Source organism: bacterium (assembly GCA_016700035.1).
Classification (GTDB): domain Bacteria; phylum Patescibacteriota; class Saccharimonadia; order CAILAD01.
Window position 1 is genome coordinate 16,825 of sequence record CP064998.1, and the last position, 22,261, is coordinate 39,085.

Below are 22,261 nucleotides of genomic sequence, written 5' to 3' on the forward strand. Positions count from 1 at the left end.
CTTCCCTCCCCGACTTCACAAGAAAATAGCGCACTAACCATAAGTTGCCATGGTGCGCTCGGCAGGATTCGAACCTGCGGCCTCTGGTACCGCAAACCAACGCTCTATCCAACTGAGCTACGAGCGCACGTCGTTTCTCTCTTCGAGTTTTGGCGAAAATCTCTTCGCTGCCACTCTCCACGAGAAACTCCTCCTCAAAAATACCAACTGCTTTCTAGCGCTCATAATTGAGAAACAAGTATAAATTCGCTACAGAAGCGTTCCGTTGCTATTTTTGAAAAAGAAATTCATGCAAAGGTACAAAAAGCAGAAGTTATTTTACCTAATTTATCCTATTTCGTAAAGGTTTAGAATTTTAGTCGCTTGAAGAATGATTCTCCAGTATATCCCTGCGGCTCGGTTTCAGGCAGTACAGAGGTAAGAATATCGACTACATCTTCTACGTCCTCCTCGTTAGCGTGAAGAGTGGTGAGCTGGCCAAAACGCTTAGCTGGCACTAACTCAAAAGTAGTTAGTTTGCCGGTAGTAACAGTAAAAAATGATTTAAAATTTGTGTACGGATGTGGCTTTCCGTCAATTGCAACATGAAAGGTTGCTAGTTCGTAGCTGTGGTCGCCAATACCACGATTTGTATAGATTGATAGTGCCCATGGCACAAGCACACCAAGAGGTATGACAGCCCAGGTTTGCGTGAAGACAGCAATTACGATAATGACCGCTGCAATTAAGCCCAGAATGACGTACCACAACGTACTTTTGTGTTCTGGAGTGGTGTCTTGAATTTGCCACTGCAACAAGACTTCGTCTGGTTGCTCGACGATTTGCTGTGGATCAACCTCTTGGTTAACCTCTTCGGACTCTGGAGCTTGGACGTCTGGTTGCATACTAGTGCTATTATCTCCCAATTGTTCAAAAAGGGCAAAACTCTAGCGCTTACTAGGAATCTTTTTTGTCATCTGTCTTTTTATCGAGGCGGTCCAGTCCGAGTATTTTAACCCCTAAATAAACGACAAGTGCAATAATCGCAAAATCTAGCAGAGTAGCAATAAAATTACCATATGTAATGGTGGCTCCAGCGAGTTTAACGTTTGCCGCTTTCAGGCCATCGGCCGACCCTAATGCCAAGCCCACCAAGGGGTTAACAATATCGCTTACCAGCGACGACACAACTTTTGCCACTGCGGCTCCAAGTATGAAGCCAACTGCCAGGCCAACTACTCCCTGTTCACGAATGAAGTCCATAAAACCGTTCATATGCTTTTTCATAAAATAATTCCTGATCAATAATTAATGGCGGAGAGGGTGGGATTCGAACCCACGGTACAGTTGCCCGCACGCCAGTTTTCAAGACTGGTACCTTCAACCACTCGGTCACCTCTCCGTGTTTTAAGTGGAACGCATAGATTATACGTTATTTTCGGGAAATTCTCGAGAGCACGGCGGCTTCGTGCTGTAATAACCACTGTTTACGCTCAATTCCGCCAGAATATCCACCTAGTTTACCGTGTGAGCCAACGACGCGGTGACACGGAATAGCAATAACTATTGGATTTTTACCACAGGCATTTGCTACCGCTCGCCAGGCTTCGGGCCGCCCTACTCTTTTGGCGATATCGGCATAGGTGGCGGTTTCACCAAACGGGATTTTCTGCATCTCCTCCCAAACTTGCTTTTGAAAAAGCGTTCCCTCGGGCGCAAGTTTCAGGTTAAAGTTTATCCGCTGGCCGGCAAAGTATTCGGAGAGTTGCGTTGTAGCATCAGAGTTAGAATCTGGCACTGAATTGACGGCAAAATGAATAAGAGAAATCCGCTTACCAGTGCCATTGATGACAACTTCACCCAATGGAGTGCGCATGCTATATGTCGCCTTTGAGGTGTCGCTGGCGAATTTGAGCCATTTTTTCTGACAGTGCCGAGGCTATGTTGATATCAAAATGCCGAGCGAGCAACGCCGCTACGATATAGACATCAGCTATTTCGAGTGCAATTTCATGCCTTATAAGAGGCCGATTGCCTTTACTCGCCCTTTGCTCGCCATAAAAAGCCAGAATCGCTTCGGCTAGTTCGCCAGTTTCTTCACTCAGTTTTGCAAGCACCCCCAAGGTGTGGAGCTGATTATCTTTGGCTGTGTTTTTCGAGGCAGCACGAAAGCTGGCATCTAAATTGGCGATAAATGCAGTGAAGTCATCGAAAGTAAGTGAGTTTTTCGCCATGATCAGCCGATTTCTATCGAGAAATCTGTTCATCATGGCGGAGAGGGAGGGATTCGAACCCTCGCGCCAGGTTTCCCCGACCTACCGGTTTAGCAAACCAGCCCCTTCAGCCACTTGGGTACCTCTCCTTATGGTAAGAATATCAGGTGCTACAGATGAAAATTATACGTTATTTGCTTAGAAAATTCTATGTACGGTGTATAAAAATTATCTAAAAAGCGAAATTAGAACGAAAAACATAAGAATATTGTGAAACCATCTCGTTTCACATGGTTTTACTGAATAGCTTTTTGGGCTTTTTGTAGGTTGACATCATAGGGCAACTGCTCAAGGGCTGCACGGATCGTTTCACGCGCACGAGCTAAGTCCCCTCTTTTTTGGTAGATGCGAGCTAATATTAGCCAATCTTCAGTAGTCTTTTGCTCAGACTTGGATAGATATTGTTCCACTAGGGTGTCCGCACCCAGATTATTAAGTTCGTAGATGTCTTTGCGGTTGAGACTTTGTTTATCGACAAAATCACATAGGCCTTTAAGCTTAGTCGCCCACTCCCCTTCTTCTAGATTATTTTTAAGCTCACAACCAGACTTGGCCTGGTTATTGTTGACGTAGCTTCTGGCTAATAAGTAACTAAACTCCGGGTTGGTTTGATTTTTTGAGAGATTTTTATAGATAATAATCGCTTTGTCATACTTACCTGCTTCGGTGTAGTTTAAGGCGGCTTCATCGCGTAAACTGGCCGAGCCGTCATGGTAAGCTTGAGCGGCTTTGGCGTAGTTTTCTTGGGTTAGATAGAATTCGGCCAAAGCTTTTTGAGCAGAATCAGCCCTAAGACTAGCCGTAGATAGATTAAGCAGATAGCGCTCTCTCTGCTGTGGTGACATATTGGTAGATTGTTTTGCCATCTGATCGGCGGCGGTGTCACGACCAAAAATATATGATAATAAACAAACTAAGACCACTCCCCCAATGATATATTTGAGTCGCTTAGGATGCTTGCGAGGAGTTGGCTTGAATGAGAGCGGTTTGGAGTTCTTCATAGGCGGTTTGAGCTTCCTCTAGTCTAGCACGTTCGGCGTCCACAACGCTCTCTGGTGCATTGGCGGTAAAACTTTGATTAGCTAACTTATTTTGGATGATCTCGATATGCTGTTTTTTGAGTTGAAGTTCTTTTTCGAGTTTCACGCGGAGCGCATTATCTGAATCAGTCTGTTTTTGAGCGAGAATAGCTGCGATTTCAATACCAAAACCCTTGGCTTGTTCGCTATTTGTCTGTATAATAGATTTCGGCCAATGTTCGGTAATAAGATTTGTGTTTGTCCAGGGTAGTTCCTGCCAGATCGCTTCTGTTACAAAGGGGGCGAACGGGTGAGCAAGCCTGAGAACAGTATCGAGAACATAGGCAAGCACCTCAGGATTGAGGGATTGTTTTGAGTACTCTATGTAGTAATCGGCAAGCTCACTCCACAGCAGGTGATAGACCGCTTCACCAGCTTCAGAAAAGCGGTAGTTATCGAGGTGTCGAGTTACGTCTTTGATGGCCGTGTTAGTCTTTTCAATAATCCAGTGGTCAGCAGGGGAGAGTAGTTCGGGCTGCTTAGGGGAGTAATTTTCTTCTAGGCGGGTAGTTGTAAACCGGGCAACATTCCAGAGTTTGTTACAAAAATTACGGTAACCTTTGATTTTTTCTTCGGAGAGTTTACCGTCATTACCAGGTGTAATGCCAATAGATAGGGCAAGGCGCAGTGCGTCGGTGCCGTATTGAGCTGTGATTTCCATAGGGTCGCCATAGTTACCCTTAGATTTGGAAAGTTTTTGGCCTTTTTCATCTGTTACCATACCCCATAGATAAACGTTCTCAAACGGGATTTTGCCAGTTTTGTAGAGCGAAAACATTGTCATGCGCGTTACCCATTTGTGGAGGATGTCGCGGGCGGTGGCCATTACGGTGGTGGGGTAGTGGTTCTGCCAATCATCACCCAGTGTAGTCATGAGAGTGGCGTATGGCCATTGCCCAGATGAGAACCAGGTGTCAAAGGTGTCAGTCTCGGCTCGGTAGTTGCCAGCGCCGTAGTATTCGCGAGCCTCATCTTCGGTTTTGGCGATGATGTAAGGTTTTTTATCTGTATCATGGCTAGTCTTGTAGTACACCGGAATACGGATACCCCACCAGATTTGGCGGGATATACACCAGTCATGCTCGTTTCTGAGCCACTCGAGTGCAATCTTTTTAAATCGCTTGGGGTAGATTTTGATTTGCTCGTTTTCTATAGCTTTGATGACGGGTTTATTTAACTCGGCCATTCGCATGAACCACTGTTCAGTAATAATAGGTTCGATCACGGCTCCAGAGCGGTCTTGGATGGCTACAGAGTGGGTAATTTTTTCACGACGTACAAGCTTTCCAGCTACTTCGAGATCGGCTACAACAGCTTTGCGGGCTTCTTCTACGGTGAGACCAGCGTATTTTTCGGGTACATTGATCATTTTGCCTTCAAAGTCGATGACGGAGAGTTGGGGGAGGTTGTGCCGAATACCAATCTCATAGTCGTTTTTGTCGTGTCCAGGAGTAACCTTAAGTGCGCCAGTGCCAAATTTTGGATCAACATGCTCGTCGGTGATGATTGGGATTGGCCGCTCCACCAGGGGAATAGTGGCGGTAGCTTCATCCAGGCTAGAAAAGCGTTCATCTTCTGGATTCACAGCAATCGCTACGTCCGCAAAAATTGTTTCCGGACGGGCAGTAGCAATCTGCATACTGCCGTAATCGAGGGTGTAAATCTCATCCTCACGCTCCACGTGTTTGAGTTCAATATCCGCATAGGCAGATTGAGTTATAGGGTCCCAGTTTACAATCCGGTTGCCACGGTAAATATGGCCGTCATCATGCAACTGCTTAAAAGTATCGAGCACAACATTTACGATGTCGTCATCAAGGGTGTACTTGAGCTTGCTCCAATCTGCCGAGAAGCCCATAGACTGCATCTGGGAGATCATCGTACCCTTGTGGTTTTCAACAAAGTCCCACACTTCTGAGTAAAACTTTTCTTGCCCGAGGTCGTGGCGAGATTTTCCTGATTTAGCGAGTTCCTTTTCGTACACAAACTGCGTTTCGATCCCAGCGTGATCTGTTCCTGGTTGCCAGAGGGTAGGTCGGCCCTGCATGCGGGCGTATCTGGTCATGATGTCTTCTACGACGTACATCAGGTGACCAGCGTGCAGGGAGCCATTAGCATTTGGTGGTGGCATTATTATTGTGAACGGACGACTATCCCTGCGGTCTGCGGCGTTGCTGACTGCGCTGCTCGCTTCACTTACGTCTGAGTAAGCTCCGCTCCGCTGCTCGCTGTTGCTCTGCATATCGTCAGGGCTAATCATCTCCGAGTTCTTGGTGGGTGAATACTGATTCGACCCTAGCGCAAAACTGTTGGATTGCTGCCAAAGTTGGCGGATTTTGGGCTCGTATTTTGAGGGCTCGTAGGCTTTTTCCATACTTTACAGCCTAACAATTATCTGATGTAGATGCTAGTTATGGTTGGGTTATTTGGGTTGTTTTTGTTGGTGTGAGCAACTAGTATGTATAAATTATGAATAAACTTAGCCAAGAAGAGTGGGAAGCTTCTATTCAGCGAATTGGAATAGTAGCCGGATGTATTATTTTTAGAGACGGCAAGTATCTTATGGTACAAGAGAGGCAAGAGAAAGTGTATGGCCTTTGGAATGTGCCTGCGGGCTACGTAGACAACGGCGAGGAAGCTGAAACTGCGGCAATACGAGAAGCACTAGAAGAATCTGGATATGAAGTGGTGCTAGAAGGTCTGATTGGGCTCTATCATGACACAACATTTGAGCCGCTTAAGCATGTCTATGAAGCAAGGGTTGTGGGTGGTGATTTGCGGATACAGGAAGACGAGATCCTAGACGCCAAGTGGCTGACTTTTACAGAGATTAAAAATCTTAATAAAGACAAAAAACTTCGGGCGCGTTGGATTTTTGATGCAATCTGTAGGGCCGAAGAAAAGCGGACTTAAGCTACAGCGTCTCCAAGCTTGAGTCCGCCACTAGCTCAGTCTCAATCAATTCCTTTGGCGCAATTACCCCAGAATTCCGCTGCACCATCTGATACGCCAAGGCACCAATCATAGCGGCATTATCCGTGCAAAAGACAGGTGGAACGACTCGCGCATCAGGAATTTTAGCTAAAATAGCCTCGCGTAGGCGTTGATTGGCACTCACACCACCACCAATCACCACGCTAGCAGGAGTATAGGCGTTATACGCACGTAGGAGCCCTCTAACGAGCGTTTCGACCACGGTGCGTTCAAAGGACGCGGCAATGTCCGAAACGACGTCTGGCGGTAGCTGGTAGGTCTTACGGAGGTCTTTAAGGCCGGGCTTATCACCAACGATAGCTTGAACTTGACGCAGAACAGCAGTTTTGAGGCCCGAAAAGCTAAAATCATGGCTATCTCCCAGATTAGCGATAGGGAATTTATAAGCTTGATCATTACCATTTTCGGCCACTCGAGAGATATTTGGCCCACCAGGATAAGGGAGACCGAGTAGTTTAGCTACCTTATCAAAGGCTTCACCAGCAGCGTCATCACGGGTTTGACCAATTAGCTCGAACGAAAGATCTTCCTGGAAAAGCATTAGTCGGGAGTCGCCACCGGAAACAATCAGTGCCAGCATTGGGAAAACTGGACTGTCGGTTTGGCGCAACTCAGCGTCAGCTGTGTCTTCGCTTATCTCACGTACCTCTAAGTACGCTCGATCTCGCTCTTCCTGGCTTCCTTGATTTGCATCCAAACGGACAGTCCTTAACTCGGCGTTAGCGTTGGCTTGTGCTTCATCCAAGCTAACACTCCTTTCTCGCGCGAGAGGCCTATCGGAATCTGTATCTAGAAAACTCGCGTAGGCATGAGCTAAGATGTGATTAACGCCAATCAGAGGCTTATTTTTTTCTACGGCCAAGACTTGAGCTGTGAGTACGCCAATCAGCAGTGATCCGATCAGCCCGGGCCCGCGGGTGACAGCAATGGCATCAATGTCATCCCAGCTAAGATTAGCGTCCTGCAAGGCCTCTTCAATTACGGGAATTACCACCTCAATATGACTCCTGGCGGCAACCTCTGGCACCACACCACCAAACTGGGCGTGTAGGTCAGCTTGGCTGGCAATAATGTTGGCAAGCACTTCTCGGCCACCACGAATAATCGCGCAGGCCGTTTCATCACAGCTCGATTCAATGGCGAGAATAGTTCGGATTTGTGCTTTCATATCTGGTAATTGTAGAGTGCTCGCAGTAAAAAAGAAAGCACCAACCTTTGAGAAGGGTGGGTGGGGAGCTGATGTGGATTAGCTATGCTTGGTCTGAATCAACTGGCTCGGGAGGGTCTCGCCAGGCCTGTGCTTCCAGCGATCGATCCTTTATAGCCTTGTTAAAGGATGTATCGGCCACATTCGCACTTTGGATGTGGTTTTTTTAGATATAGCTAGGGGAGTACAATGAAACTATGTATGAACAATTGCCAACCGGTGCCGAAGCCCGAGAAGAAGAAAATCAACGGCAGCGCAATGATACATTATCGAAGGATTTAGAACGGATTATTGCTGAAGAAGAAGAGAAAGAGCGAAAGCGATCATCGACTGTAGTACAGAGTGTCTCACCAAAAAATGCAATAAGAATAGAGAGTCAAGACTCACAGGTAGATACGCTGCAGAAGTCGGCCGAAAAGCAAGCTACGCCAGAGGCTATTATAGAGGAGCTGCGTCCCGAGCTACAATCACTCGCTTATCAAATGAAGCAGGGAATTGTTGAGGGGCGTTGGGATTCAATAGTTGGCGACGAGGTTTCGGCGCGGTTACCAACGCTTTTTATGCACCGACTCTTACAGCGCTATGCGCAGGAGCATGGTACGCGAGATCCAAGGGTGGTTTTTATGGCTGGAGACAGAGATCGCTTTGGTAGCTCAAAAACTGCCATGGAGGAATATATTGCTTCTCGACGTGAAGATATTGGCCAACGTACGCTTTTAGTAACTGAGTATGTGACGAGTGGAGATGTTCTGTATGATGAGCTTTCTATGCTGCCAACTGATACAGTTAAGGATGTGGCAATTTTACGAGTTGATTCCAATGGTATGTATGATGAACAGTCATCCGTAGCCCAGCGTGGCGGACTGGTCATGGTTGGTGGTCGTATGGCGAGCCAGGCCCAAATGCTACACAATGAGGCGCTTGGCAAGGCAATGTCGGGTGTTCAAAAGCGACATATTCAACATACCGATGAGGTACTCATTGAATCTGAAGGTATATCCTATCAGGCCGCTACAACGCAGCGACGAAGAGATTTTAAGCCAGAAGCTGTAGCCAGGGCACGAGAACTAATCTACGCTATGGCAGATGAAATTTATGAAGAGCTTTTTCGCGGTTAGCGACATGATTTGAATGTATCCGCTTATAACCCTAATGTTACCCACTAAAACCACTGCATAATACCTCTGTAGCCTGAGCTTTGGTATACAATAATGAACATGACAAGCTTTGAGCCAACTATTTGGGATACACAGATTTCTGAGTTAGGGGGAGGTATTTTGCAGAGTACGACTTGGGCTGAATTCCAGGAGGCTGTGGGTCGAGAAGCAGTGCGAGCATGTGTGGATGGCAAATGGGCCTGGCAGGGCTTTATGCGTAATTCGAAGGGGCTTCGGTATATGCTTTTGCCATATGGGCCGGTGGTGAGACAAAATGCGATTGAAGCGCTACGTTCAGTTATTTTTTCCGCCGAAGAGCAGGAGGTCGATTTTATTCGCCTGGAGCCGATCGGTGAGGTCAGTGAGGAAGATTTACAATCTGTTGGCGCACATAAAATTGCCGAAGTAGATCCTCAGCATACATTTATATTAGATATTTCACGCAGTGAAGAAGAGTTGCGACGGGGTTTGCAATCTGGTCATCGCAACCGTATTAACACCACCGAAAAGCGAGGTATTGTGATTAGGCGAGTGCAGGACATGTCGCCGATGAATGATTTCTTGCGTCTGATGGCCGATACCGCGAAACACGCTCATATTACTAATTATCCAGATAGCTATTATCGTCATCTAGCCGAGACTTTAATTAGTAAGGGTGTGGCGAGCTTTTATGTGTCGACAGTTGCCAGCGAGGTTGCGAGTGTTAGTTTGGTTTACGACTGGGGGGACATGCGTTCATATGCGCATACCGGTAATGATCAGGCGCTAAATAGGGAGTACAAGGTGGCAGTTTCGGCAGTCTGGAAGATGATTGCGGATGCTAAATCGGCTGGACTGACTAAGTTTGATTTTTGGGGTGCAGCGCCAGATGATTCAGCGGGTCATAAATGGGCTGGGATTACAGCTTTTAAGAAAGGCTTTGGCGGCAAGCGCATTACCACTCTTGGCACTTGGGATATTCCGATTAAGAAAAACAAGTATCGAGCTTATCAGGCGTATCGAAAATTACGTAGTTTTAAATAAAAAGCCCGCTATTACTAGCGGGTTGGAGGACTAGGCGACGGTTGTGTTGCGTGACCAGTCTAGTTCCATACGGATGTGGCGAATACCAGCCTCGTTGAATGGTGCTCCACAAGACGCAAATCCAAGGGATGAATAGAGACTCTGGGCATCAAGCTGGGAGTTTAGGAAGAAAAAGGGTGGATCGAAAGCTCTCCCTTGATCCTCGATGAGGTACTCAAGTAGTCTAGTGGCATATTTATTGCCGCGAAACTTTTTGAGGGTGGCTACTCGACCAATCTTGATTGACCCTTGAGGCGACATTCTTATTGCCCGAGCACAAGCCACAGCAATTTCTTTGTGGTTGACACGGATGTAGAGCACGTAGTGCATGGCTTGGTATTCGTCATTAAATACATTGCTCGGATCGATGCCTTGTTCCTCGATGAATACGGCTTGCTGAATAGCTCGGCTGTCCTTCAGGGTTCGATCTGTTTGCTCTGGTCGGCGGTAAACAGAACGGATGAAGATACTAGGTCTGCGCATTTTTCTCGATTCTCGAAGAGGTGCAATTGGAGTATTCTACAATAAAATATACTTTTAGTAAAGAAATACCCCGACCAATCGCTGGTCGGGGATGGGGGTGCCTATTCGGAGCACATCACAAGGTCGGCATAGCTACCGTGTCCGTAGCGACGATCGAAGGCTCGTTCAAGGGCCGCATGCTCATCATCGGTCATCCATTCCATGACCTTTAGGTTGTCAAAACCCAGAACTGAAGGGGCGTCGAGTTCACGCAAGAGCTGGGCAGCCTTACGTCGAGCTAGCGCTGTGTTTGCCGTATCGAGTTGGTACTCGCTGTAGGTATAGAAGTAGAGCTCGAATAGCTCACGCGTTAGCCGGTTGCCATAGGCGTCCAGCAAAAGACTCGTCTCGACTGTTCTCTCGATGTAGACATGTAGACCGAGATGTGCGACCAGATAATCAAGAGCCAGAAAGCGCTGTGAGGCCGGCAGGGTGGCGTCATTCAGGCGCTGAAGAGCCAGATCCCAACTGCGATTACTCTGGCGAGTGATGGTTCGACGGATGTTGGGCAGGTTGATGCCGTAGTAGAGCTCAACCTCGCAGGGCTTGCACTTCTGGCTTGTGTCACCAAGACGCAAGGCCCGCTGAGCCCGCAGGCGAGTAACGGCTTGCTCGATCTCAATCAGGGCATCTGATTTGTCCAGAAAGGTAGCCCGAGCACACAGATCGCCGAAGGCTTCGGGCGTTGAATTGATACCATGAAGGTACTTTTCTAGTTCTCTCTGATCGAGTATCGGACTGGATAGAGTTGGGTTTTTTGCCACAGTACTCCTTATGGACTGGGGAAGGTACAGATTATCATATAATATAATTAAAATTAGATTTAGTCAATATAAAGGACTATAGTAAAAGTAGGTATAATATGAACATGATTCGGAAGGTTAGTTCAGAAGAATTAGACGCCTGGAATAGGTTGATATTGGAAAATCCAGATAGTGGCCATATTTATCAAACCTTAGAATGGGGAGACTATAAGGGGCGCTATGGGTGGCATCCAGAGCGATTAGTTTGGGAGTCTGATAAGAAAAGGGCGTATTTTCAAGCTTTAGTAAAAAATGCACCTGGCTTTGGTGCGATTTGGTATATCCCCAAAGGTCCGGGTATTTTTGCGCACTACAAAAGTGAAAAGGCTCAAGCAGCTGCATTTAAAACACTCTCCACAGAGTTGGCATTATATATTCAAAAACATGATCCAAGGGCATTTATGCTAATGGTGGAGCCAGAAGTCTATGACGATGAGCTGAAACCCAAGCAAGTTGGTTACCAAAAAAGTATTCATGATCTGCAGTTTCGGGCCACAATAATAGTCGATATTGATAAGAATGATGATGACTTGTTGGCGAGCTTTAAGCAAAAAACGCGCTACAATATCCGGCTTGCCACCAAGAAGGGTGTAACGATTGAAAAACGCGATGCCACCGATGAGATGGTGGATGAAATGTATAAGCTGATGGGTGATACGCAAGGGCGAGCTGGTTTTTATTTGCGCCCCAAACATGCCTTTAGGGCTTATTGGCAGAGTTTTGCCAAAAGTTCAATGGGGCAGTTTTTTGTGGCCGTACACGAGGGAGAGATACTGGCGGCTGAATATGCCATGATTTTTGGTGAAAAAGCTTATTACAAGGAGGGTGGTTCAAGTGGTGCGAAGCGTAATTTGATGGCACCGTATCTCTTGCAGTATGAGGTGATGCGTTGGGCGCGCGATAGGGGCGCTAAGGAGTATGATTTAATTGCAGTACCACCAAAAGATCAGCTTAATCCAGAGCATAGTATGTATGGTTTGTATCAGTTTAAATCTGGTTTTAATCAAGAAATTACACAGTTTGTAGGATGCTGGGAGTTACCGCTGAGGGCCAGTGCTTATGCTCGATGGCAAAAGGCCGAGCCACTGTTTCATAGGGTGTATAGCCGCGTGAAGCACAATATTTTCTGGTAAAATGACCTTAATATAGGCCAGACTGTTTTACTGGCAAGTAGTTTGTGCGGCCTAAGCATAGCCTCGAGTACGACTTGGTCTTATTGATTTTTTATTCTTGTCGTACTTCTGTTATGAGGAGTTTTAATGAGTCCTGCATAAGGGGAAAGCTCCCCGATCCGGAGATCGGGGAGCTTGGTGGTTGCCCCACAGATTTAGCGTTATGACATGGGTTGGGGTTATTTGTATTTCGGCAAGCCACGTCATTTTGCGATATACCCTAGAGGGGCTGGAGAGGAAGGGAAGGACCCCCTAGGGTAGCGCCGGCAAGCCGGGCGCTCTTTAGAGACGCTATAAAGCGTCACGACTGTGTTGAGTGAGATCTAGCAATTTAGTTTAAGAGGATTACTCCACATGGTGTGGGTTTTCCTGCCTGCGCCAAATCTCACTTGCAAGGTACTACTCTCTATTTACTCTCTATTTGTGCTGTTGTCAACAGCGGTTATGCGGAGTATCTGTTTTTCAGGCATAAATCAGCTATAATAATTTCCATGAGTGATGGGAGTAAGCAAAATTCTGCTTTAGATATTATTTTTAAGGCTTATGATATTCGTGGAGTAGTTGGTGATGAACTAACACCAGAGCTGGTACATGATATCGCACAAGCCTTTGCCGAGCAGATGCCTGATGGAACCATTGCAGTTGGGCGTGATATGCGTACGGACTCTGAAGCACTAGCCTCTGCCTTCATAGAGGGTCTAATCGCGCAGGGTCGTGAAGTGCTGGATATTGGCATGATTACTACAGATATGAGCTATTTTGCAGTTGGCCACTATGACTTGGCTGGAGGGGCGATGATTACCGCCAGTCATAATCCGGGTAAATATAATGGCATTAAGCTAACTGGTGCTGGCGTGGTGCAGTTAAGTGCTGATGACGGATTGAAAATTCTAAAAGATAGAGTGCTAAAGGGTGGGTTTAAGCCGGCTAAAGAGCTTGGCAAAAAGCTCGAAAAGAATATTCTTACAGATTGGGTAGAGCATACCTTGCGCTTTGCTGGCACTGAGCTGAAACCGTTGAAGGTGGGCGTGGACGCTGGAAATGGCATGGGCTCGGTACCGATTCCAAAGCTGCAAGAGCTAACCGGCCTAGAGGTTTCTGGCTTGTATATGGAGCTCGATGGCACATTTCCAAATCATCCAGCTAATCCAGTGCTTGAGGGAGCAATGGATGATCTTAAAACGCTTGTAGCCCGCAATGAGCTTGATTGTGGCATTGCTTTTGATGGTGATGGCGACCGATGTTTTTTTGTTGATGAAAAAGGAGAGACCGTTGAGGCTTCAGTACTGGCAGCACTTTTGGCGGGAACTCTACTCAGCGAAAACCCTAAAAGCACTGTTGTTCAGAGTGTCGTGGTGGGTGATATTGTGCGTGAAGTGGTCGAAGCTCTTGGAGGAGAAGTGGTGCAGAGTCGAGTTGGGCACAGTTATATGCAGGCAATGATGCGTGAACATAATGCGATTTTTGGTTGCGAAACATCCGGCCACTTTTATTTTCGAGATAATTTTTTCTGTGACTCAGCGCTTATTACGGCGGTTATGGTATTGGGTATTATGTCTGAAACTGAGAAACCGCTGTCTGAATTGGTGCGTACATATCGTAAGTATCAAAGTATATCGGAAGAGAATATTGATGTAGCAGATACCACAAAGCTCCTAATTGCACTGGAAAAACAATATCATAAGGCCACTCTTGATCGGCTAGATGGACTGACTATTCGTACTGATGATTGGCATGCTAGTATTCGCCCCAGCAACACTGAGCCTTTGGTGCGACTAAATATTGAAGCTAAAAATAAGACTACCCTAAAAACAGCTCATATAGAGCTAAAGAAAGTTATTGCTGATTATTCTTAAAAATTCGTGGCAAAGTTTTTAATAATTACTTCTATTGACATTTATGGGTTAACATGATACAATACAAATTATCGTCTAGGTGCCTTGGTGCCACAAAAAGACGAGACGGTAGCGAAAGGAGGGGCATTTGTCCAGGACCTACGCCGCCTAGAGATAGTTCACCACGCCGGCGAATGGCGCCAGCCAGGCGCCAACCGGAAGTCCTAACGTTTTGACATTTTAGCATTTTGCTAAATGTTGGAGCGGAAAGGCATAGTCGAGGGGGACCTCATGACAAACCGAAAGGATCACGCATAGCCAGGCTGGCTGACCGCCGCTAGGCCAGAGTAATAAGAGCTCTGAGCCAGCCTGGCGCCTCGGATCCCGGGGTAAGCTGACGGATGTGGTATGAAGGGGGTTAATCTGGCTGAGCAGAGGTAAACCGAGCTTGACTCGTAATTCACTCTCCTCCAGGGCAGACTCCACAGGACAGACATCGTCCACCGCCACGACCGTGATTCCGCCTTATTGGCCCAATCACCCCCGTCAGTGATCGCACGTTCCCCCTGGGGATGAAAGTGATTACCCTCGGGTGCCACACGGCACTTAAATAGCCGGTACGTTTCTTCGCATAGGACGTACCGGCTTAAATCTTTTTTATTCACTTTTTAGGTTAATTATCTGGTTTGCTATGATGGATGGAGTATGAACGCTCAAGATAAAGAAAAGTCGATTCGTGAAGCCATCTTAGATATGGTGGCCTATTTTGCGGTTTTTGGCCTGCCAGTTAGTGAAGATCGCCTAAACGCCTTACTTGCGGTAAAGGCTAGTCATTTAGCGGTTCTGGCCATAGTGCGAGATATGGTGGCAAATGGTGAGCTTATAAAGATTGAAGACTGCTATGGTTTAGCTGACGTGAGGTATGTTAATTTACATAAAAAACAGACTCAGCGTGATTATTTATTGGCTCGGGCCGGTAAATTGGCTGGAGTTATTGGTAAATTACCCTTTGTGAAGGCGGTCTGCGTGGTCAATAGTGTGGCGATTGGCAATGTACATGAAGATAGCGATATTGACCTACTAATTGTTACGACACCAGGTCGAGTATTTGTGGCAAAGGGTTTTTTATGGAAGACATTAAAAATACTTAAGTTACTTGAAACTGAAGATAAAAAAGCCGGCCAGTTTAGCCTTGGTATGGTTTTAACAACTCGAGGAGTAATCTTTGAGCGCGACATTATGAGGGAGAATAATCCGCATCTAATTTACTGGCTAATGACGGCTGTTCCGGTTTATGGACAGCGGAGGTGGCAGGAAGTTTTGCAGGCAAGTCCGTATGTGCGTCAGCATGCGCCAAACTATCTTTGGCCAAAAGGTGATAGGTCGATTGATCGAGCTGGTACAAAGTGGCTGGATAGCTTGGATGATAGGGGCTACAGAATACATCTTCGACATACCAGTAGGCAGGAGAAAAACCTTCGCGATGAGGCATTTGTACGAGTGCGGCCAGATATCATTAATCTGCACGCCATTGATCGTAGCCGGGCAATTGCAGAAGCCTGGCAGAAACAGCGTGGTACTTGGGTGGAGCCAGATAAATCGCTGAAGCCCCTACGGCCCAAAAAGAAATAGACATTAGCTTAAGTGTTTTGACGAGAGTGGTAATATTCCGATACACTACAGCTAATAGAGGGTATTTTGGATCTATTTATAGCTTTTATTAATTTAGTGCTGTTTAACCCGATCGCTTGGGCTATTATTGCTGGTGTAATCATAGTTATTAGCGACCAACGCAAAAAGCATAGTCAGCACCATAACCAGTCTCCAGACGGGATAGTTCATGACGAATTTGGCGCCCAGCGACTAGAGGCCTTAGCAGAAGCGGCTAATTCTCAATCTGAAAAGTCAATTCTGATGCGAGCTGCGCAGGCCCTACGGTTTGGCCTGTCGTCTCTACCCGCTGCTTCAAAATCCAGTCAAGCGGTATCTAAGGAGGTGGTCAACAGCAGTGCGCCTAAGCCACTTGTAGAGGATATTACGCGCTCAGTGGAGCAGCCTAAATCTATACCAAAAGAGGTGGGCGAACCGCTTGCTGAGAAGGGCTTAAAGGCTTTACAGAATATAAATATATTGCTGTATTTAGGGGCTTTCTTTGTTGTGGTCGCCTCAGGGGCTTTTATTGGGTCAACCTATGGCTCGTTGGGAGATACAGCTAAAGTTGCCCTGCTTGGTTTATTTACGGTAATTTTTTATTTGGTGGGTCTCACGCTGTTCATTACAACAACCCGCATCCGTCCGGCTGGAGTAACCTTTACGGCGATTGGCTTACTGCTCGCGCCGTTAGTAGGTGTTGCAGCGCAAACATTGCTGTTTGCCGGCCAGAATCCAGGCCCAGTTTGGCTGGTGACAAGCATGATTCTAGTAATAATGCAGGCGGTGGCTTTCTTAGTTATTCGCAAGAGCTACATTGCTTACTACGGAGCTTTGACGACTATCTCGCTCTTCCAGGCTTTGACTGCCACCACGCAAGCCCCGGTCTACTGGTATGGCTGGGCAATGCTAATGACCAGTATGGGCTATATTTTTCTGGCAAAGTTTTGGCGTGAGTCAGAGTTTGGTGAGCCATTTCGGATTGTAGCGCAAATATTTGTACCAATTTCGGTAGTAATTTCGCTTTTAGGTTTCCAGGAATATGGTTTGTGGAGCATAGGTGTACAACTGGTGATCACCTCTCTCTTTTATATGCTCTGCGCGATGTTAAAAGACTTCGATCAGTCACCTGAAGAGCTCAACTACATCATGCTGGCCAGTACTTTGTTCCCAATTGGTTTTGGTATGACGCTGTGGGCGCGTGATGTGCCACAGCTTGGTGTGGCATTGACAGTAATGCTAATTGGAGTGGTTTATTTTATAGCTGAAAAACTAGCTCCAGAGGTAAAACACAAGCCAATTTATGGTGGTCTTTCGACGCTGATAGTATTTATTTCGCCATTAATTGTCTGGACTGAGCCACAGCAAATGGTTTGGCTAGCCATTGCCGGTAGTGTATTGCAGGCTGTTCATTATTTCTTAACGCGTTTTCGTCCAACTTTTACAGCTTTGCAAACGACAATTTTAGTGTTGCCTTTGGGTATTGGATACTTTCTCTTTACGCCAGCCCTGCGCTTAGAACAGATCGCCATGATTATGCTGGCGGTAGCTGTTATTCTAGCTGTCTTGGCCCAGTTTGTGCTTTTGCCAAAATCAGTAGGCTTGGCCGACGAACAAGATGGATTTGTAATTATCGGACTAGTTCTAGCATCAGTACTGGCCTTTATGTCCGCCTCAGCGCAGTGGCTTACCATAGTTCTGGTGGGCTCAGGTGCTGTTTTTGCGGCTATGAGTATTTGGCGGTCACCAAAGTTGATAGTTGGTGTCGCGGCAAGTTGGTATCTGGCTATTATGGGTTTGTCCGCCTGGCTTCATTTATCGATCTTAATGAGTTCAGTATTTATTCTGGGTGTGGCGGGCCTATTGTTTGGCATGTATCGCCTAATTGCAGGGATACGCCAAGAAAAAGCACTATCAGCGGTAGTATATGGTGTGGGCATTGTAGCTTCTTATTTGATGGCTCTATCCAGTAATGAATTAAGTGCCGTAGTTGTGATGCTGGTGGCTACTTTATTGGTGGTGGGCATAAGTTATCTGGAGAAGTCCGAAGAGGTGATTTTACCAGCAACAGTTATGAGTTACGGGGTAGCGCTGTATCTGGCAAGCCAGCAACAGTGGCTGTATGCACCGACATTATTGGTTTGGTCGATGATACTCTATGGGCTTGGTTGGCTGGGTCAGGATCGTAGATTGCAACTGGTGCGCCAAACGGCTTTAGTGGGCTTTTTAGGGGCACTAGCAGCATCGTTTGGTGAGGCAATAAATCCGTGGCTCGGTGTGCTGATTCATGTCGTAACAGGATCGGTGATTATGGCAGAAGCCTACCGTCTGCAGCACCGAGCCGGCAAGTATATTGCATCGGCCGTGCTGTGGACGGCGGTGTTGCGTGCCTATGATGCCATGCGGATTGATTTTGCTCAACTCTATATTCAAACTACGGCAGCATATCTGGCTGCTCTGGCATATAGGCAATATCAGCGTGGGGCTCGCCAGGCTCAAGATGTTCTGGCCGTTGGAGCTTTGGTAGTTTCCACCGTACCTCTGGCATTTCAGGCTTTGGATGATAAGACGGGTGGATATACATTGGCCATACTGGGCTTAGGGATTGCCTATACGGTGTTGGGTATGGTAATGCATTACAACCTGGTGCGCACCTGGGGAATTGCTACTTTGATAATTATTGTTTTATATAAGACGGCTGGTACGATATTTAGTTTACCGCCTTGGGTATGGCTAGGTATTATTGGAATAGCTACATTGGTTGGGGCAATTTATCTACTTTTCAGGCGCCCTACAGAAGATACTCCAGATAAGCAAAAAAAATTGCCAAAAGCTATTGACAAAAGCCAGTAACTACGCTATATTAGTCTTACAACTTAATACGCTATAGGTATCGAAAATCCCGTTTCGCCCTGGACTAAGCCTTAGGTCCGTGGCCAGCGGGGTTTTTATGTTGAAATGTTTCGATAACCCTATCCTCTCATCAAGCGCCGAAACCGACAGGAGAATTGAACGAACGGAGTGATGAGCGGATAACGGGACCGCTCAGGGTGGCAACAAGCTCCATACTTTGTTGCGATACTTATAAGTTCATCAGCTCATGGTGTGAAGGCTCTAGTGGCCTTCCCGTTACCCACCATGGGGGGATGACCCTCACGGTGTTAGCGACCGTTTCGCTATGTCGCACCTACTATCCCTGAAAGGGGAAAAATGAAAAAGTTCAAACCATTTTGGCTGGGCTTCGGCCTGTTCGCTAGTACTTTCGCGGTGATCATGGGGCTTTGGTTCCTGGTCGCCAAGTTGGTTGGCGCACTGTGGCCCCAGGCGGGTTACAGCGTCGAGCGCACACAGCGCCTGATGTTGTCGCTCGACTCACGTAGCGGACAGGTGTTCTGGCTGATCGTGGCTGGCGTGTGTTTCGTTCTCACGTACTTTTGGTGCGCTGAAGCGAAGCCGAGACCCTTTCATCATCTCAGCGACGAGCAGAAGGCTGAAACAGTCCGGCTTGAGCGAGCTCAGACCTTCAATGTGATTCTGGGAGTGATAGTATTTGTGGTGGCTGGCTTGCTTGCCATCGTGTCTTTCACGGTGGACACCAAGCTGACTCCGCGTGCTGTTACGCCGTCAATCACCATTGAGTACGCCTCTCAGAAGAAGCAGCCGCTGATTCTGGAGCGCATCAACGGCTCGCATGATCCACAGGTGAAGACTGACGTCACCCCCATCGAGTACCTCGAGAAGGGTTTTGATGCCCGCCCCGCATCGTTGGTGGGCGCGCAGAAGGTGATGCCCGAGCGGGCGACGGGTGACTCCAGGGCTGACGTTCTGGACGGGACCTACGCTTACTTGCCGGCCGAAGCTGGCACTGGACGCTGGACTGTCATTCGTGATGGTTCTGGTCGTCGTGTTCCTATCGACTCCATCGTCGAGTGGGACGGTGAGCCTGAGAAGGTCCACCAGTGCCGTTTTGAGGGCGAGAATGAGCTCAACTATGCGCTCACCGGCGAGTTTGCCAATAGTCTTTCGGATCAGGTTCGCCTGAAGGTTCCGAACGTGTTCTGGGCCTTGTCCGACGCGTACGGTTACTGTGGCGAAGGCGACGCACCCACCATTGTGTTGCCGGTTAAGCAAGATCGGTGGTTTGGTGGACGTAGTGTGGAAGTTCCCGCTGGCGTTGTCGTGATTCGAGGTAGCCAATCGGGTGAGCCGCAGATCGAGTATAAGCGCTCGGTTAAGGTTGGTGAGCTTGAGGGTCCGGTGTACCCCATCAGTATCGCCGCGCAGCAGCGTGAGATGATCAACTGGGGTGCTGGGCGCAAGTGGCAGGCCAGCGGTTTCGGCTTCGATCCGGTTAATCTGGGCGCGAACAAGGGTAACTCCTCGGAGTATGTCTTGCGTTCCGCCTTGGATGAGCGTGCCTACTACGCCACTCCTCTGACACCTCGTCAGTCCCGCGCGGAGACCATCATGGCCCTCTCGCTGGTCGAGAGTGGCTCGGTCACGTATGGGGAGTTCAACCCCATGCGCGTGCAGGTTCATCACGAGGAAGACAAGGGGCTTCTTACCGAGCAAGATCTGGAGCGTCGTGCTCGTGACATCTTGGCCCGGATTGACCCTTCGTTCCTAAATAAGGGGCAGGAGGGCGCGCTACAGGAGTTCATTCCCGCGGCTGATGGTAACTGGTCGGCCTTCGCGGTCCGATCGGGTCAGCCTCGCTACTTGCTCACTATCCGACCTGGCCAGCTGGATCAGGCGGTGGAGCTCAATGGCGGCGAGATGGGTCGTGTTCTCTATGACGGTTCGGCTTCGAGTGGAGGGTCAGGTTCTAGCTCTGCCGAGGGTGAAAGCCCTGGTGGTAGTGAAGACCTGGCTGGTCTCTCCGATGCCGAGCTCCAGGCTCGCCTGGACGCCACAATTGACGAACTTGTGCGACTCAATGCTGAGGATCGCAATCGTCGAGTGGTGGCTGGCTCGTAACTTTTTCTAGTGGGGGAGGGTTTCGTACTCTCCCCCACATACCCTCGCTTTGGCGAGGGTTTTTTACTTACATAAGTTAATTTTATCTGTTAAAATCATCGCCAGTCGTTGTACCTAAAGAAAGAGAAGGATCTATATGTCGCAAGATCGAGCGGTTAGGGTATATCCGGTGCTGTCCATGAAGGCTGATGCTCGGCGACTTCGAGGCTTGCACAGTGCTACGGGTATTGGGCCGTGGTTTGGATATCGAGTGTTTCGTCAGCTGATTTTGCTAGTGGCTACTACTCGCATGAAGGGAAGAATAGTAGGCCTGGAGCGCTTGCCTCAACCAACGGCCAGTTATTATCCTCCAAGATATCGGCGCAGTACCACTCAGAATATCAGCGATTATCCGTTTGTGGTGGCACCCAATCATCAGCATGTTTTGGATATCCCGTTGACTGGCCTGATTCCGCGTCCGATGATGTGGCCTTCCAAGCCCGACTTTGTGCGTTGGTGGTGGTTGAAACGACTCAACCAGCGCATGGGTTGCGTGCCGTTTATGCGCGACGTGGATTGGGTGAAGCAACCTCATTATCAGGGGATATGTTTCACCAAGGAAGAGATGAAGGAAGTGCTAGATACGGCTCTTCGGCGCGGTCAGCCAGCGGTGGTCTATCCGCAGGGAACTCGGCGGGATGATGACAATCTCTTCGAAGCCAAACTAGGGGCAATGTATGCATCGCTGAGAGCTGATGTCCCTTTGGTGCCTCTAGCCATCTACGGCGTTGGTAAGGCTGACGAGCATCGCCAAACAAAGATTTTGCATCGTTACTATGCGGTGGCGGTTGTGATGGATCCGTTGCAACCAGCCGACTACGCTGGTGATAATAAAACACGTGCTTACGCTATGCTCCAGGATTGGCAACAGGCAATTGAGCAGGGCCGTAATCAGGCGCGTCAAATCATCGAGACTATGTAGTCCGACTCCAACTCTAGCCCAGCACAAGACTGGGCTTTTTACTTGCCCTTGACCGGCGCCACGATACTTTCTATACTAAATTTAGCACTCGACTTGTGAGAGTGCTAATGCTTTCTTAAGATAAGCTAGCGTTAACATTTTTATATCGAGTAGAACTAAGTTAATTAAAGAGGAGGTAGGAATGAACTTGCAACCACTTGCAGATCGTATTGTGATGGAGCAGTTAGATGCGGAAGAAAAAACCGCTTCGGGCATAGTTTTGCCAGATAGTGCCAAAGAAAAGCCAAAAATGGCTAAGGTACTAGCCGTAGGTAAAGAAGTAAAAGAAGTCAAAACTGGCGACACCGTATTATATAAGAGTTATGGCCCAGATGATGTAAAAGTCGATGGCAAAGACTACCTGATTGGCAAGGAAGAAGACTTGTTGGCAGTTGTAAAGAAGTAGTCCCCGAGCGGTGTCTCGAGCGATCTTCAGCGTTAGTTGCTGTGGTTATCGCTTTAACGTAGGTATACTACGCCTTGCTCCGAGCCTCACAACTGCCTTGAAGCTCATCTCGATACACCACTCTTTACATCTCAGTTTGATAGTA

Annotated in this window: 19 protein-coding genes and 3 tRNA genes; 10 read left to right on the forward strand and 12 right to left on the reverse strand. The window is 47.7% G+C overall.

The window, feature by feature from the left end; all coding sequences use genetic code 11:
- Window positions 1–50 precede the first annotated feature (50 nt).
- The 9 genes from IPM44_00110 to IPM44_00150 all read right to left on the reverse strand — a co-directional run bounded on the left by IPM44_00110 (window position 51) and on the right by IPM44_00150 (window position 5,705).
- Window positions 51–127: transfer RNA gene (locus IPM44_00110), tRNA-Arg, on the reverse strand.
- A gap of 220 nt (window positions 128–347) precedes the next feature.
- Window positions 348–884: a hypothetical protein gene (locus IPM44_00115; protein QQS26978.1), complete on the reverse strand. Its 537-nt coding sequence runs from the start codon at window positions 882–884 to the stop codon at window positions 348–350.
- A gap of 52 nt (window positions 885–936) precedes the next feature.
- Window positions 937–1,266, reverse strand: a complete 330-nt coding sequence (mscL, locus tag IPM44_00120) for a large conductance mechanosensitive channel protein MscL (GenBank protein ID QQS26979.1) — start codon at window positions 1,264–1,266, stop codon at window positions 937–939.
- A 25-nt stretch (window positions 1,267–1,291) separates the two neighbouring features.
- Window positions 1,292–1,381: transfer RNA gene (locus IPM44_00125), tRNA-Ser, on the reverse strand.
- 30 nt (window positions 1,382–1,411) lie between these two features.
- Window positions 1,412–1,855, reverse strand: a complete 444-nt coding sequence (locus IPM44_00130; protein ID QQS26980.1) for a methylated-DNA--[protein]-cysteine S-methyltransferase — start codon at window positions 1,853–1,855, stop codon at window positions 1,412–1,414.
- A gap of 1 nt (window position 1,856) precedes the next feature.
- Complete coding sequence (locus IPM44_00135) at window positions 1,857–2,213, reverse strand: hypothetical protein (GenBank protein ID QQS26981.1); 357 nt, start codon at window positions 2,211–2,213, stop codon at window positions 1,857–1,859.
- A gap of 35 nt (window positions 2,214–2,248) precedes the next feature.
- Window positions 2,249–2,341: transfer RNA gene (locus IPM44_00140), tRNA-Ser, on the reverse strand.
- Window positions 2,342–2,488: 147 nt separating this feature from the next.
- Window positions 2,489–3,253: a hypothetical protein gene (locus IPM44_00145; GenBank protein QQS26982.1), complete on the reverse strand. Its 765-nt coding sequence runs from the start codon at window positions 3,251–3,253 to the stop codon at window positions 2,489–2,491.
- Window positions 3,201–5,705: a valine--tRNA ligase gene (locus tag IPM44_00150; protein ID QQS26983.1), complete on the reverse strand. Its 2,505-nt coding sequence runs from the start codon at window positions 5,703–5,705 to the stop codon at window positions 3,201–3,203. Before IPM44_00150 ends, IPM44_00145 begins: the two co-directional genes overlap by 53 nt.
- Window positions 5,706–5,800: 95 nt before the next feature.
- Here IPM44_00150 and IPM44_00155 point away from each other — a divergent pair, with 95 nt between their 5' ends.
- Window positions 5,801–6,244, forward strand: a complete 444-nt coding sequence (locus IPM44_00155) for an NUDIX domain-containing protein (GenBank protein ID QQS26984.1) — start codon at window positions 5,801–5,803, stop codon at window positions 6,242–6,244.
- A gap of 1 nt (window position 6,245) precedes the next feature.
- Here the strand turns inward: IPM44_00155 and IPM44_00160 are convergent, their stop codons facing one another.
- A complete protein-coding gene (locus IPM44_00160) occupies window positions 6,246–7,493 on the reverse strand; it encodes a tRNA (adenosine(37)-N6)-threonylcarbamoyltransferase complex transferase subunit TsaD (protein QQS26985.1) in 1,248 nt (415 codons plus the stop codon).
- A gap of 236 nt (window positions 7,494–7,729) precedes the next feature.
- On the opposite strand from IPM44_00160, the gene IPM44_00165 reads away from it, so the two are divergent.
- Together IPM44_00165 and IPM44_00170 are read left to right on the forward strand one after the other, a co-directional pair.
- Window positions 7,730–8,650 carry a hypothetical protein gene (locus IPM44_00165; protein QQS26986.1) on the forward strand — a complete coding sequence of 307 codons (921 nt, stop codon included), beginning with the start codon at window positions 7,730–7,732 and terminating at the stop codon, window positions 8,648–8,650.
- Between the two features lie 93 nt (window positions 8,651–8,743).
- Window positions 8,744–9,712 (forward strand): peptidoglycan bridge formation glycyltransferase FemA/FemB family protein, encoded by a 969-nt coding sequence (locus tag IPM44_00170; protein ID QQS26987.1) that lies wholly within the window; start codon window positions 8,744–8,746, stop codon window positions 9,710–9,712.
- Between the two features lie 30 nt (window positions 9,713–9,742).
- Here IPM44_00170 and IPM44_00175 read toward each other — a convergent pair whose 3' ends face one another.
- On the reverse strand, window positions 9,743–10,234 hold the full coding sequence (locus IPM44_00175) for a GNAT family N-acetyltransferase (GenBank protein ID QQS26988.1): 492 nt from the start codon (window positions 10,232–10,234) through the stop codon (window positions 9,743–9,745).
- 101 nt (window positions 10,235–10,335) lie between these two features.
- Window positions 10,336–11,037, reverse strand: a complete 702-nt coding sequence (locus tag IPM44_00180; protein QQS26989.1) for a hypothetical protein — start codon at window positions 11,035–11,037, stop codon at window positions 10,336–10,338.
- A gap of 98 nt (window positions 11,038–11,135) precedes the next feature.
- On the opposite strand from IPM44_00180, the gene IPM44_00185 reads away from it, so the two are divergent.
- The 7 genes from IPM44_00185 (at window position 11,136) to IPM44_00215 (ending at window position 22,116) form a co-directional block, all read left to right on the forward strand.
- Window positions 11,136–12,209, forward strand: a complete 1,074-nt coding sequence (locus IPM44_00185; GenBank protein QQS26990.1) for a peptidoglycan bridge formation glycyltransferase FemA/FemB family protein — start codon at window positions 11,136–11,138, stop codon at window positions 12,207–12,209.
- Window positions 12,210–12,739: 530 nt separating this feature from the next.
- The gene (locus tag IPM44_00190) at window positions 12,740–14,104 is read left to right on the forward strand and encodes a phosphomannomutase/phosphoglucomutase (protein ID QQS26991.1); all 1,365 of its coding nucleotides are present in this window, start codon (window positions 12,740–12,742) and stop codon (window positions 14,102–14,104) included.
- Between the two features lie 684 nt (window positions 14,105–14,788).
- Window positions 14,789–15,715 carry a nucleotidyltransferase domain-containing protein gene (locus tag IPM44_00195; protein QQS26992.1) on the forward strand — a complete coding sequence of 309 codons (927 nt, stop codon included), beginning with the start codon at window positions 14,789–14,791 and terminating at the stop codon, window positions 15,713–15,715.
- A 66-nt stretch (window positions 15,716–15,781) separates the two neighbouring features.
- Entirely contained in the window at window positions 15,782–18,586 is a 2,805-nt protein-coding gene (locus IPM44_00200; GenBank protein QQS26993.1) for a hypothetical protein, read from the forward strand.
- 357 nt (window positions 18,587–18,943) lie between these two features.
- Window positions 18,944–20,710, forward strand: a complete 1,767-nt coding sequence (locus IPM44_00205; GenBank protein QQS26994.1) for a hypothetical protein — start codon at window positions 18,944–18,946, stop codon at window positions 20,708–20,710.
- Between the two features lie 136 nt (window positions 20,711–20,846).
- Entirely contained in the window at window positions 20,847–21,671 is an 825-nt protein-coding gene (locus IPM44_00210; GenBank protein ID QQS26995.1) for a 1-acyl-sn-glycerol-3-phosphate acyltransferase, read from the forward strand.
- Window positions 21,672–21,852: 181 nt separating this feature from the next.
- Entirely contained in the window at window positions 21,853–22,116 is a 264-nt protein-coding gene (locus IPM44_00215) for a co-chaperone GroES (GenBank protein ID QQS26996.1), read from the forward strand.
- Window positions 22,117–22,261 lie beyond the last annotated feature (145 nt).

Coding starts and splice junctions, on each gene's coding strand:
- IPM44_00205 (QQS26994.1), top strand. CDS start 18,944: ATGAAAAAGTTCAAACCATTTTGGCTGGGCTTCGGCCTGTTCGCTAGT.
- IPM44_00210 (QQS26995.1), top strand. CDS start 20,847: ATGTCGCAAGATCGAGCGGTTAGGGTATATCCGGTGCTGTCCATGAAG.
- IPM44_00160 (QQS26985.1), bottom strand. CDS start 7,493: ATGAAAGCACAAATCCGAACTATTCTCGCCATTGAATCGAGCTGTGAT.
- IPM44_00155 (QQS26984.1), top strand. CDS start 5,801: ATGAATAAACTTAGCCAAGAAGAGTGGGAAGCTTCTATTCAGCGAATT.
- IPM44_00165 (QQS26986.1), top strand. CDS start 7,730: ATGTATGAACAATTGCCAACCGGTGCCGAAGCCCGAGAAGAAGAAAAT.
- IPM44_00135 (QQS26981.1), bottom strand. CDS start 2,213: ATGGCGAAAAACTCACTTACTTTCGATGACTTCACTGCATTTATCGCC.
- IPM44_00150 (QQS26983.1), bottom strand. CDS start 5,705: ATGGAAAAAGCCTACGAGCCCTCAAAATACGAGCCCAAAATCCGCCAA.
- IPM44_00185 (QQS26990.1), top strand. CDS start 11,136: ATGAACATGATTCGGAAGGTTAGTTCAGAAGAATTAGACGCCTGGAAT.
- IPM44_00215 (QQS26996.1), top strand. CDS start 21,853: ATGAACTTGCAACCACTTGCAGATCGTATTGTGATGGAGCAGTTAGAT.
- IPM44_00190 (QQS26991.1), top strand. CDS start 12,740: ATGAGTGATGGGAGTAAGCAAAATTCTGCTTTAGATATTATTTTTAAG.
- IPM44_00170 (QQS26987.1), top strand. CDS start 8,744: ATGAACATGACAAGCTTTGAGCCAACTATTTGGGATACACAGATTTCT.
- IPM44_00115 (QQS26978.1), bottom strand. CDS start 884: ATGCAACCAGACGTCCAAGCTCCAGAGTCCGAAGAGGTTAACCAAGAG.
- IPM44_00195 (QQS26992.1), top strand. CDS start 14,789: ATGAACGCTCAAGATAAAGAAAAGTCGATTCGTGAAGCCATCTTAGAT.
- IPM44_00175 (QQS26988.1), bottom strand. CDS start 10,234: ATGCGCAGACCTAGTATCTTCATCCGTTCTGTTTACCGCCGACCAGAG.
- mscL (QQS26979.1), bottom strand. CDS start 1,266: ATGAAAAAGCATATGAACGGTTTTATGGACTTCATTCGTGAACAGGGA.
- IPM44_00130 (QQS26980.1), bottom strand. CDS start 1,855: ATGCGCACTCCATTGGGTGAAGTTGTCATCAATGGCACTGGTAAGCGG.
- IPM44_00145 (QQS26982.1), bottom strand. CDS start 3,253: ATGAAGAACTCCAAACCGCTCTCATTCAAGCCAACTCCTCGCAAGCAT.